We start from the raw sequence: 12,018 nt of genomic DNA, 5'->3' as shown, positions 1-12,018 counted from the left end.
ACCATAAGGAGAATGTGATGAGTGCAACAACGCCCGCCCAGCCCGCCAAAATTGTAGGGCGATACACGACCTTTCAGCCGGAGGCGTTCCGGCTCATGCAAGACCACGGTGCCGATGCACCCCCACAGACTGCCTGCGCGTCCTGCCCCGCATCAGTGTGGTTTCATCAGGACTACTGGCGGTGCTTCTGCACGGTCATGAAAGGGATGACGTGGCAGAGCGATGAGTCGCCGATTCAAGTCTGTAGCGCCCGGGAGTCAGCGGTCGTAAAGCTCGAGTTGGAAAGCCGAAAGGGTGGAAGCCAGTAGCGTTTGGTGTTCTGGTATTGAGCCTTTAGCTCAAGATGGGCCCGCGCTCCAAAGTGAGGCCGGTTGATTTCGTCGGTCAACGAGACGAAAAAATTCTGTAATACGTTGAAAATTTAGCTACTCGACTTCCAGATGTTACTTATGGGCAAACACCAAGATAAGGGAAGCAAGATGGTTGGAGGCGTTCATCATGAGAGCGGATGGAGTGAGGTCGGTCGCTTTGTGGGAATTCTTAGCATTATAGCAATCGCATCGCTCGGAATTTTTGTAATTGCCGAGCTCGTGACGAAGGGCCAACCGAAGTTCAATGAAGATGCTATCTTGGCTGAAATTAACGCCATACAGAACGATTGTCCTACTAATTTCCCTCTTAGTGTAAGCCTCACCAATGTATCGGATAAAGCAGCACTCAACGTTGGATTTGAATTAATCGTGATAGACTCTGGTTATTCGACTGAATACAATTCCCAGATCATCGGCTCGGACCGTATAATTCCACCTGGTCAAAGCTATCGAGATTGTTACGCCATTCCGGAGTTCTACCTCGAAAGCGATTACACCACAGCAATTGATGGCGTTCCTTATAATTTATCTAATCCTGAATACACTGCAGCAGTGACAGGTGTTAAACTTCGTGGAGATGATTAGGTGTATTGCCATCATCGACAACCAAGCTGCCGCTTAGATTGCCCTTAGCCCCCATTTTTACCAAATCTCCACCCAAATTCGCCCACCCATGCCGTTTCATTAGGAAAACCTCTGTCGGGGGCCTCGCCGCGCGAGGTCGGTAGGAGAAGGGAAAAGGCCCTTCGGCCGCCTCGCTATGACGAGGTAAAGCATGAACGGAATAACGAATACCGCAGGCGAAAGCGCCAATGGGACCTCCGACGCGGCGGTGCGCATTCTTCGTCCCATCGCTCGGCTGGATGACTGGCCGAAAATGGGGAACCCTGAAAATCCGGGGCCGACCATCGCAGTAGTCGATACCGAGACTGACGGACTTGATCCGGAAACGGATCAGGTGATCGAGATCGCGGCAGCGCTGGTGCAGACCGATAGCGAAGGGCGGATCACCGGCATCATAGAAAAAATCTATGGCCTGCAGGATCCCGGCCGGCCGCTGCCAGCCAAGATCAAGACGCTCAGCCGTGTGAGATGCTGTGTGAGAAGCTATGGGGGAATAGGTGCGCATGCCGCCTCCGGATTGGCGGTTTTCTGCGGCTTTTCGGGAATTGTGGAGCGGGTAGCGGGAATCGAACCCGCATAGCCAGCTTGGAAGGCTGGTGCTTTACCACTAAGCTATACCCGCCCGCTCGGCTGCGCCAATGCCATCAGGCAGGGGCGCGCGTCAACGCTGTTTTGGGATGTTAGGATTTAGTGGCGTGCTTGTCGCGCTACCGCTTCGCTACTTGAGCGCGGGCGAAACACCCATATTGTCGATCAGCCGCGTTCCGCCAATCCGCGCCGCCACCAACAGGCGGGCGGGGGTGTGGCCCAAGGCGGTCAGCGGCGCGAGCGTGGCGGCATCGGCCAGCACCGCATAATCAACGCTGGCAAACCCTGCGGCGATGATCGCGGCCTCCATCTCTGCCAGTGTCGCGGCGATATTCGCTCCGCCTTCGATCGCCGCAATCGCCGCCTGCATCACGCGCGGAAGCGCCGCCGCCGCCGCGCGGCTGTTTGGCGCAAGATAGCGGTTGCGGCTGCTCATCGCCAAACCATCTGCCTCACGCACGGTCGGCACGCCGATGATCGCGTCTGCGTGCGGGTGGGTCAGATCAAGATCGCGCGCCATCGCCCGGATCACCGCAAGCTGTTGAAAATCCTTCTCCCCGAACAGCGCGGCATCGGGTTGCACCTGGTTGAACAGCTTGCACACCACGGTTGCCACCCCGTCAAAATGGCCGGGCCGGGCGGCGCCGCACAGCCCTTCGCTGACACCGGAAACGCTGATATTGGTGACGAACCCTGTGGGATACATCACCTCCACCGTGGGTGCCCACAACAGTGCGCAGCCTTCGCCCGCCAGCATCGCGGCATCGGCAGCCAGTTGGCGCGGGTAGGCGTCCAGATCCTCGTTCGCGCCGAATTGTCTGGGGTTCACGAAGATCGAGGCGACGACGTGATCGGCAACCGCGCGCGCGCGGCGCACCAGCGTCAGGTGGCCTTCGTGCAGCGCGCCCATGGTCGGCACCAATGCGATACGTGCCCCACCTGCTCGCAACTGGCCCAGGGCAGTTCTCAACATTTCGAGCGTCTTGACCGTTTGCACCGCTTCGCCTCCAAGGATAGACCCCTACCAGAGCGCCCTAGCGGTGCTGGCCGCCCTATATCAAGCGGCTGACCCTGTGACCTGAAATGTGCCCTGCGATTGAAAGTAACCCGCCATGACACCCGCCGCTCCTGATCAACCGCTGGCACCGCGCAAGTTGCGGCCCGGACAGGCGCACCGCATTGTGTTTGCCAATGAAAAGGGCGGCACGGGCAAATCAACCACGGCGGTGCACGTCGCGGTGGCGCTGTCCTATCTGGGCGCGCGGGTGGCCGCGATTGATCTCGATCCGCGCCAGCGCACGATGCACCGCTATATCGAAAACCGGCTGGCCACGCTGGAAAAACGCGGATTGACGCTGCCAACCCCCGCATGCGACGTGTTTCGTGGTCAACATACCGGCGATCTGCTCGCCATGATCCGGCGGTTGGAGGCGAGCTGCGACTTTCTCGTCATCGACAATCCGGGCCGCGATGATGCCTATGCCCGGATCGCGGTGGAAAACGCCGACACGCTGGTAACACCGATGAATGACAGCTTCGTCGATTTCGATCTGATCGGGCAAGTCGATGCCGAGACGTTCAAGGTGAAAAAGCTGTCGTTCTTTGCCGAACTGATCTGGGAAGCGCGGATGAAGCGCAGCCGCATGACGATTGAACAGCAGCGCCCGGAAATGGACTGGATCGTGGTGCGCAACCGCACCGGACATGTCGAGGCGCGCAACCAGGCGCGTCTGCACAAGGCGCTGACCGAAATGGCCAAGCGGGTGGGCTTCCGGGTGACGCAGGGGCTTTCCGAACGCGTGATCTATCGCGAGCTGTTCCCATCTGGCCTGACCTTGCTCGACAAGGGCCATCTGGGCGAGCTGGGCACCAGCCATCTGGTCGCCCGGCAGGAATTGCGTTCGCTGGTCAAGGCGCTGAACCTGCCCGATTTCGCGCGCGCGCAGAGCGAGCTGGAGTTGGCCTGATGCTGCTGAAGGCGTTCATTGTCGCTATCGCGCTCAGCGTCGTTTGCCGCTGGGCGCTGGGGCGCTGGCCGTGGGACTATCTGCGTGGGGAAACCGCCCGCAGGGCAGCGCTGCGGCGCGCCCGCAGCCTGCTGGGAGTGGAGGCCGGGGCGAGCCGCGAAGAGGTGATCGCCGCGCACCGCCGCTTGACCGCGCTGGTGCATCCCGACCGGGGCGGCACCAATGCCGCGATGCAGGAAGCCAACGCCGCGCGCGATCTGCTGCTGGCCGAACTGCCCCTTCCGGGCCGTGACGAAGGCGGCTGATCCGCTCGCGCGGACGATCGCAGGATTGACACATTTGCCGTCCAGTCGCAGGCCAGACTGACGGAGCAATCAAGGGGCAATCTTCTCATGCAGCACCATTTTCACCCCACCATGCTGCGCGAATACGACATTCGCGGGATCATCGGTGAAACGCTGGGCGCGGATGATGCGCGCGCGATTGGGCGGGCATTTGGCACCATGCTGCGCGCAGAAGGCGGCAATACTGTCGCGGTGGGGTATGACGGGCGGGTAAGCTCACCAATGCTCGAACACGCGCTGGTCGAAGGCTTGACCGCGAGCGGATGTGACGTGGTGCGGATCGGCCTGAGCGCCACCCCGATGCTGTATTATGCCGAAGCCTCAGCCGAAGAAGTGGATGGCGGCATTCAGATAACTGGCAGCCACAATCCCCCCAATTATAATGGCTTCAAGATGGTATTTCTTGGCCGGCCGTTCTTCGGCGCCGATATCCAGAAGCTTGGGCAACTGGCCGCAAGCGGGGCGTTCGCCAGTGGCGCGGGCAACATCATCACGCGCGACGTCATGGGCGAGTATATCGAGCGCCTGCTCGAAGGATTGGCCGGAATCGATCCCGCTGCGCTCGCCGGGCTGCGCGTCGGCTGGGATGCGGGGAACGGCTCGGCCGGCCCCGCGCTCGAAGCGCTGGCGGCCCGGCTGCCGGGGGAACACCACCTGTTGTTTACCGAAGTTGACGGACATTTTCCCAATCACCATCCTGATCCGACTGTGGAGGCGAACCTTGCCGATTTGCGCGCGCTCGTCGCGGACAAGAACCTCGATTTCGGAGTAGCTTTTGACGGCGATGGCGACCGGATTGGCGCGATCGACGGCACAGGCCGGGTGATCTGGGGCGATCAGCTGTTGATGATCTATGCCGAAGACCTGCTCAAAACCCGTCCGAATGCGACCATTATCGCCGATGTGAAGGCCAGCCGCGCGCTGTTTGACCGGGTGGCTGAGCTTGGCGGAGAGCCGCTGATGTGGAAGACCGGCCATTCGCTGATTAAGTCCAAAATGAAGGAAACTGGCGCGCCGCTGGCTGGCGAGATGAGCGGGCATGTGTTCTTTGCCGATACCTATTACGGCTTTGACGATGCGCTTTACGCAGGGGTGCGGCTGCTGGCGGCATCAGCGCGGCTGGGCAAATCGGTGACCGAATTGCGCGGGGCGATCCCGGTAATGCTCAACACCCCCGAACTGCGGTTTCAGGTAGACGAGACGCGCAAATTCGCCGCGATGGCGGAAATTACCGCGCGCCTCACCACCAACCCCGGCCCGGCTGTTGAAAGTGTCAACGCGACCGACGGCGTGCGGGTCAACACCGCTGACGGGTGGTGGCTGCTGCGGGCATCGAACACGCAGGACGTGCTGGTCGCCCGCGCGGAGAGCGAGAGCGCAGAGGGGCTCGATCGGCTGCTGGCGCAGATTGACGAACAACTGGCGCTGTCGGGGCTGGAACGCGGGGACAGTGTCGGGCATTAGTTCCAGCGCGCTGAGATGCTGACGCATCACGCGCTGGGAATGCGCGGGGCACCGCACGGGCTTAACCAAAATTCGATGAATGATACGCATCGAGCTTTGGTATAAAGCGCTCGCAACACGGGAGATTGAATGATCATGCGTTCGCTGACCGCCGCCGCCGCAGGCTTGGCCCTGCTTGTCGCAACACCCGCGCTCGCTGCGCAGGATGCCGCGCCAAGCGCACCAAGCGAAGCGGATCAACTGGCCGCGATGACCGATATGTTCAGCGGGATGTTCACCGCCGAACCGCTGACCGCCGAACAGCAAGCGCGGCTTCCCGCAGCCGAGCAGTTGATCGCCAAGGTCATCCCCGAAGGCACCATGGCCGAGATGATGGACAAGGTGTACAATGGCGTGATGGGCCCGATGATGGCGGCAGCGCCCGATGGCGCGACCACTACGCTGGCAAGGCAGATCGGGCTTCCGCCCTACGCACTCGATCTTGGCGAGGATCAGGCGGCTGAACTCGCCAGCCTGTTTGACCCGGCATGGGCCGAACGCCAACAACGCGAAATGGCGATAATCCCGGCGATGATGAAGGATGTGATGACCCTGATGGAGCCGGGGATGCGCAAGGCGATGGCCGAGCTTTATGCGATCCGCTTTTCCGACAGCGACCTTGCGGAGATTGACGCATTCTTTTCCACCCCGGCCGGCGCGAAATATGCGCGCGAAAGCTTCCTGATGGCGAGCGATCCGCGCATCATGGCTGCCAGCATGGACGCCATGCCCGCGCTGATGGGGATGATGGGCGATATGGAAGCACGCATAGCCGAAAGCGTGGCCGATCTTCCGGCGGTGCGCAGCTTTGCCGATCTTTCGCCGGAAGAGCGCGCGCGGGTGGCGGAAATGACCGGCTACAGCGTCGAGGAAATCGAGGCCAATCTGAACCGCGATGAAGGCGATTCCGACTTCGAATGACGTGACCCCGCCCGATCCTGCCGCGCCCATCCCGCCAGAAATCGCCGCGTGGTTTGCGAAGGCCGGGTGGCGGGTGCGGCGGCATCAGGTGGAGATGCTGGCAAAGGCCCGCGCGGGTCGCGACGCGCTGCTCGTCGCCGATACGGGCGCGGGCAAGACGCTTGCCGGGTTTCTGCCGACTTTGTGCGACTTTGCCCCCTCTGCAGGCGCGGTGCCAGGCGATGGCCTCCACACGCTCTACGTCTCACCGCTGAAGGCGTTGGCGCAGGATGTGAAGCGCAATCTGCTCACCCCGATCGAGGACATCGGCCTGCCCATCCGGGTTGAAACCCGCAGCGGCGATACCCCATCGAACCGCAAGAAGCGCCAGCGGGAACGCCCGCCGCATGTGCTGTTGACCACGCCCGAAAGCCTGTCGCTGCTGCTGTCCTATCCCGAAAGCGCTGATCTGTTCGCCGGGCTGCGGCGGATCGTGATCGACGAAGTCCACGCCTTTGCCACCGACAAGCGCGGCGATCTGCTGGCGCTCAGCCTTGCACGATTGCACGCGCTCGCCCCGCAAGCGCAGCGCGCCGCGCTGTCAGCGACGCTGGCCAACCCGCGCGCCTTTCAGGAATGGCTCGCGCCCCAATCGGCTAGCGCAGAGGGCGAAATCGCAGCGGCTGATCTGGTGCTGGGCGAGGCTGGCGCTGCGCCAGAGGTGGAAATCCTGCTCCCCGTCGAAGAACGCGTGCCGTGGGGCGGGCATGCCGGACGCTGGGCGGTGCCGCAGCTTTACGAAGCCATAAAGGCCAATCGCACGACGCTGGTGTTCACCAATACGCGGTTTCTGGCCGAGTTCATCTTCCAGTGCCTGTGGGAGGAGAACGCCGATCACCTGCCCATCGGCATCCACCACGGCAGCCTCTCCACCGAGGCGCGCCGGAAGGTTGAAGAGGCGATGGCGCGCGGTGAATTGCGCGCGCTGGTGTGCACCGCCAGCCTCGATCTGGGGGTCGACTGGGGCGATATTGATTTGGTGGTTCAGATGGGCGCGCCCAAGGGTTCATCACGCCTGCTCCAGCGGATCGGACGCGCGGGCCACCGGCTCGATACGCCGAGCCGCGCGGTGCTGGTGCCGGGCAATCGGTTTGAGTTTCTCGAAGCGATGGCGGCCAAGGACGCGGTCGATCAGGGGCAGCGCGATGGCGCGACGTTTCGCCCCGGCGGGCTCGACGTACTCGCCCAGCACATCATGGCTTGCGCCTGCGCGGGGCCGTTCGATGAGGTCGCGTTGCTGGCGGAGGTTCGCTCTGCCCTCGCCTATAGCGGGCTGGATGACGCGACGTTTCGACGTGTGCTGCAGTTTGTTTCGAACGGCGGCTATGCGCTCAAGGCCTATGACCGGTTCCAGCGGATTGTGCGCGACAAATCAGGTGTGTGGCGGCTCGCCCACCCCAATCAGGCGCAGCGCCACCGGATGAATGCCGGGATCATCGTCGATTCCGAAATGTTGACCGTGCGCTTCAAGAACGGGCGCAGCCTGGGCAAGGTCGAGGAGCGCTTTGCCGCGCAGCTTTCCCCCGGCGATACCTTCTTCTTTGCAGGCGTGAGCCTTGAAGTGGAGAGCCTCAAGGACATGGACGTGGTGGTGCGCGCGGCCAAGAAAAGCGCGACTATTCCATCCTATGGCGGGCTGCGTCTGCCGCTCACCACGCATCTGGCAACGCGGGTGCAGGCGATGCTGGCTGACCGCGCGGGCTGGGGGCGGTTTCCCGATGATGTGCGCGAATGGCTGGAGATGCAGGATTACCGCAGCCGCCTGCCCGCACCGGGCGAATTGCTGGTCGAAAGCTTCCCCCACGCGGGCAAGCATTACGCCGCCTATTATACTTTTGCGGGCTGGAACGCGAACCAGTCACTGGGGATGCTGATCACCCGGCGGATGGAAGATCGCGGGCTGTTGCCGGGCGGGTTTGTCGCCAATGATTACTGTCTGGCGGTGTGGGGGCTGAGGCCGATCACCGACCCTGTGCCGCTGTTATCGTCCGATATTCTGACCGATGAATTCACCGCATGGGTGACAGAAAGCCACCTGTTGCGCCGCGCTTTCCGCGAGGTGGCGGTGATCAGCGGGCTGATCGAACGCCAGCATCCGGGCACGCGGAAGACGGGCAAGCAAGTGACCTTCTCGACCGATCTGATCTACGACGTGCTGCGAAAATATGAGCCCGATCACGTTCTGATCGAAGCGGCCTGGGCCGATGCGCGAGCGCGGATGACCGACGTGGGGCGGCTCGCGGATTTGCTTGAGCGGTCTGCGCGTGAACTGGTTCATGTGACGCTTGACCGGGTGTCCCCGCTGGCGGTGCCGGTGATGACCATGATCGGGCGCGAGGCGGTGCCGCAAGGCGCGGTGGATGATGAATTGCTGCTTGAGGCCGAGGGGTTGATTGCGGCGGCGATGCGCCCTGACTTGCAGCGCGAGGGGGATTGATTGGCGGCATTACCCCACAAATGTTTCACGTGAAACATTGGCCTGCGCGACGCAAAAAGGGCGCCGCGATCCCTCGCAGCGCCCCTCTAAGCCACCCCTAAGGGCACCCTAAGGCACCCCTAGACCCGGCAAACTTACTTGCCGAATTCGCGATACTTGTCGTTGCCGACAAACCCGAATTTGGTCACGCCCGACACCTTGATGTCTTGCAGCACACGCGCCGACAGGCTGTAGCTGGCCAGCGCCTCAGGCTCGAACTGCAGTTCGGGCTCAGGCGTCATCTTGGTCGATTCAGCGAGGATGGTGCGCAGCTGGCCTTCGGTGATCGCCGTGCCGTTCCACAGGATCTGATCCTGGGGTGTCAGCACCAGCTTGTTCTTGACCGGTTCGATTATCACCGGCGGCGGATTGGGATCCGGCTGCGGCAGATCGATGTCGACCGAGTGGGTCGCCACCGGAATTGTAATGATGAACATGATCAGCAGAACGAGCAGAACGTCGATCAGCGGCGTCATGTTCATGTCGAGCATTGGTTGGCCGTCGAGCTTACCTCCGGACATCCCCATGGCAGTTACTCCTTAGATTGCTTGACGGATCAGATACCCGGTTCGACCGGGTTCGAGATGAACCCGACGATCGGATAGCCAGCCATTTGAACATTGTAGATCGCGCCCGCCACGCATTTCCACGGTGCGTTTACGTCGCCGCGGATATGCACCTGCGGGATCTGATCGGGGTTTTCCATCAGGGCTTCAGGCCCACCCGCCCGCTTGACGATTGCATCGAGGCGGTCGAACGCCATCTTCTGCAATTCCTCGGACGAAACCGGGGTGATGTTGTTGAAATAGACCCGGCAGTCACCCTCACGCGAGGCACCGTTAAAGCCCGGTTCCCCGGCACTGCGGCCGCCCCCGTCGGTGGTGCTGACGGTGAGGAGCAGGTTTTCAACCTTGTCCTTCGATTCGATCGATTCGAACACCGGGATTTCCAGCTTTTCGATCGTCTGGATCGCCACCGGAACCGCGATGAGGAAGATGATCAGGAGCACCAGCATCACGTCCACCAGCGGCGTGGTGTTGATGTCGGACATTGGGGTATCGCCCCCGCCTCCCGTCGAAATCGCCATTGTGAATTCCTAGCCTGTCAAAATATTGACTTGAAGATTACGAACTGGCGGCGGTTCTTATCAGAATCCCCGCCCGGTAAAGCGACGGGAGCACCCGGAAAGGCACCCCCGCCGGTTTGCGACAATGGCAATCAGGCCTTGGTGCCCGACGCGACAGGCTTGGCAACAGGCTTGGCCGCCGGAGCGGCGGTTACCGCCGGCTTCACCGCGCCGTTCGAGTTGATGAAGGCCAGAATGTCGGTCGAGAAGCTGCTCAGCAGCTCGCCGATACGACGGTTGCGCGACTGCAGCCAGTTGAACGCAAGCACCGCAGGCACAGCGACCAGCAGACCGATGGCAGTCATGATCAGCGCTTCACCGACCGGGCCAGCGACCTTGTCGATCGAGGCCGACCCTGCGATCCCGATGTTGATGAGCGCGCGGTAAATCCCGATCACCGTGCCGAGCAGACCAACGAACGGCGCGGTCGCACCAACCGATGCAAGGAACGGCAGGCCGCCCGCGAGCACAGCGTTGATCGAATCTTCCGAACGCTGCAGCGAACCGTGCATGTAATCATGCGATTCGAGGCTGTCGGTCATCTTGCCATGCTCTTCCTGAGCCTTGACCGCATCGTCTGCGAGCTGGCGCCACGCGCTGTTCTTTTCCAGCTTGGCCGCGCCTTCCTTGAGGGTGCCAGCACGCCAGAAGCTCGACTGCACGGTCTTGTACTGACGCATGATCTTGCTCTGCTCGAACAGCTTGGTGAACAGAATGTAGAACGAGCCGATGCTCATGATCACCAGCACGGCAAGGATCGACCAGGCGACCGGGCCGCCCTGCTCCATGGCTTCGACGAAGCCGAACTTGTTTTCAGGCGCTGCTTCCGCGGCGGCCGCGGCGAGAAGGGTAAGGTTCATTGCGAAAAGTCCTCTTGAAAGAATTGTTCCAGTGGCAAGCGGTGGTGCCGCCAGCCGGATTGTCCGTCAGTTCAAACGATAGGTAATGCGAGTCGAATAGCTGCCCGTGGTCGGGTCGCCGGCATCATTCAGCGCAGGCTCGAAGCGTGCGTAACGCTCCATCCCGGTGCAGGCGGCCTGATCCAGAATGCTCGACCCGCTTGACGCAGTTACCGAACAGCCTGTCGCGCGACCGTCAACGGTGACAGTCACACGCACGCCCACAGTGCCTTCAACCTCTTCCCGCAAGGCGCGGGGCGGGTAGTTTTCCTGAATGCGGGCAGCCCAGCTACGTTCGTTCTTGGTGCGGGCACCGCGCGCTTTCGACGGCGGGGCCGGCGGCCCCGGAGGCGCCTCTACCACGCTTGGGCGGACGTTTGTCGGCTGCGGCGGTGGCGGAATCGGTATCGTTTCAATCTGCGGCGGATTCGGCGCAATATTGATCATCGGCGGCGGCGCCACAGGCGGCGGCGGCGACGTCGGTTCCGGAATGTTTTCTGGTGGTGGCGGTGGCTCGTCCGGTGGCGGCGGCTCTTCCTCAACGTTCACGGTGGTGACGCGTTCGACTATCTCTTTGACCGCGTCGACGGCAAGAAAGATCACCATACCTGCCCCGACGCCACCGACTATCGCGAGCGCGATAATCATTGCGACGAGCTTGGGGCCGGTCAATCCTTGTTGTTGGTCAGCGTAGGACATCCAGCGCTTTCTCTCCAATTACTCGCCGATCATGCGATCGGCACACTCCCCACTCTCCGGCCAATCAGGCCAGTGAGCAGATCCCGATTATTTTGGTCCTCCCATGCCGGAAGTAACAGAAAGAGCAATCGCCAATATCGCGCATCGCCCAAACCTCTCCCGACTGGCACGCCCTGAACGCAATCGCCCAAAGCGCAACCTGAGCTGTCCGTGTGGCAATGTCCCCAGTCCCACATGGTCAGCACTCAGGGCTTTAACGAGCATCCCCCAGTCGATCAAACGCTTTTGCGGTTCAGCGCCAATTCACTGCAAGCAATGTCCAACCGGGGCTGCTAGAATGCAGGTTCAAAGCCGATCAATGGATGCCACCATGAACCACTATGTTAACGGTAATTTAACACAATTTTTCAGACCTCTAAGGGCACTTACTTGGGTCGCAGCCAGCCTTGTAATGGTGCCCG

Annotated in this window: 12 protein-coding genes and 1 tRNA gene; 7 read left to right on the top strand and 6 right to left on the bottom strand. The window is 61.5% G+C overall.

What is annotated here, in order from left to right; translation table 11 throughout:
- Window positions 1–449: 449 nt before the first annotated feature.
- Together ACSSV3_RS02095 and ACSSV3_RS02090 are read left to right on the top strand one after the other, a co-directional pair.
- Window positions 450–956 carry a hypothetical protein gene (locus ACSSV3_RS02095; protein ID WP_354326818.1) on the top strand — a complete coding sequence of 169 codons (507 nt, stop codon included), beginning with the start codon at window positions 450–452 and terminating at the stop codon, window positions 954–956.
- 190 nt (window positions 957–1,146) lie between these two features.
- Window positions 1,147–1,575, top strand: a complete 429-nt coding sequence (locus ACSSV3_RS02090) for an exonuclease domain-containing protein (RefSeq protein ID WP_354326820.1) — start codon at window positions 1,147–1,149, stop codon at window positions 1,573–1,575.
- Here ACSSV3_RS02090 and ACSSV3_RS02085 read toward each other — a convergent pair.
- A tRNA-Gly gene (locus ACSSV3_RS02085) sits at window positions 1,544–1,617 on the bottom strand. The two genes, ACSSV3_RS02090 and ACSSV3_RS02085, sit on opposite strands and share 32 nt — an antisense overlap.
- A gap of 96 nt (window positions 1,618–1,713) precedes the next feature.
- Entirely contained in the window at window positions 1,714–2,580 is an 867-nt protein-coding gene (panC, locus tag ACSSV3_RS02080) for a pantoate--beta-alanine ligase (RefSeq protein ID WP_354326822.1), read from the bottom strand.
- Between the two features lie 115 nt (window positions 2,581–2,695).
- Here panC and ACSSV3_RS02075 point away from each other — a divergent pair, with 115 nt between their 5' ends.
- The 5 genes from ACSSV3_RS02075 (at window position 2,696) to ACSSV3_RS02055 (ending at window position 8,794) form a co-directional block, all read left to right on the top strand.
- On the top strand, window positions 2,696–3,550 hold the full coding sequence (locus ACSSV3_RS02075) for a division plane positioning ATPase MipZ (RefSeq protein ID WP_354326823.1): 855 nt from the start codon (window positions 2,696–2,698) through the stop codon (window positions 3,548–3,550).
- Entirely contained in the window at window positions 3,550–3,855 is a 306-nt protein-coding gene (locus ACSSV3_RS02070) for a J domain-containing protein (protein ID WP_354326825.1), read from the top strand. The genes ACSSV3_RS02075 and ACSSV3_RS02070 overlap by 1 nt, the downstream gene beginning before the upstream one ends.
- Before the next feature lie 87 nt (window positions 3,856–3,942).
- On the top strand, window positions 3,943–5,358 hold the full coding sequence (gene pgmG / locus ACSSV3_RS02065; protein WP_354326827.1) for a phosphoglucomutase/phosphomannomutase PgmG: 1,416 nt from the start codon (window positions 3,943–3,945) through the stop codon (window positions 5,356–5,358).
- 129 nt (window positions 5,359–5,487) lie between these two features.
- On the top strand, window positions 5,488–6,318 hold the full coding sequence (locus ACSSV3_RS02060) for a DUF2059 domain-containing protein (protein WP_354326829.1): 831 nt from the start codon (window positions 5,488–5,490) through the stop codon (window positions 6,316–6,318).
- On the top strand, window positions 6,293–8,794 hold the full coding sequence (locus tag ACSSV3_RS02055; RefSeq protein WP_354326831.1) for a ligase-associated DNA damage response DEXH box helicase: 2,502 nt from the start codon (window positions 6,293–6,295) through the stop codon (window positions 8,792–8,794). The genes ACSSV3_RS02060 and ACSSV3_RS02055 overlap by 26 nt, the downstream gene beginning before the upstream one ends.
- Before the next feature lie 134 nt (window positions 8,795–8,928).
- Here ACSSV3_RS02055 and ACSSV3_RS02050 read toward each other — a convergent pair whose 3' ends face one another.
- From ACSSV3_RS02050 to ACSSV3_RS02035, 4 genes are all read right to left on the bottom strand, one after another.
- Window positions 8,929–9,360, bottom strand: coding sequence for an ExbD/TolR family protein (locus ACSSV3_RS02050; protein ID WP_354326833.1), 432 nt, complete (start codon window positions 9,358–9,360; stop codon window positions 8,929–8,931).
- 29 nt (window positions 9,361–9,389) lie between these two features.
- Window positions 9,390–9,920, bottom strand: coding sequence for an ExbD/TolR family protein (locus ACSSV3_RS02045; RefSeq protein WP_354326835.1), 531 nt, complete (start codon window positions 9,918–9,920; stop codon window positions 9,390–9,392).
- A 131-nt stretch (window positions 9,921–10,051) separates the two neighbouring features.
- Complete coding sequence (locus ACSSV3_RS02040; RefSeq protein WP_354326837.1) at window positions 10,052–10,819, bottom strand: MotA/TolQ/ExbB proton channel family protein; 768 nt, start codon at window positions 10,817–10,819, stop codon at window positions 10,052–10,054.
- A gap of 66 nt (window positions 10,820–10,885) precedes the next feature.
- Window positions 10,886–11,557, bottom strand: a complete 672-nt coding sequence (locus ACSSV3_RS02035) for a TonB family protein (RefSeq protein WP_354326839.1) — start codon at window positions 11,555–11,557, stop codon at window positions 10,886–10,888.
- Window positions 11,558–12,018 lie beyond the last annotated feature (461 nt).

This window comes from Porphyrobacter sp. MBR-49, from assembly GCF_053628655.1.
Note: the sequence above shows the minus strand (reverse complement) of the source record. Positions and strands in the feature narration are given on the sequence as shown.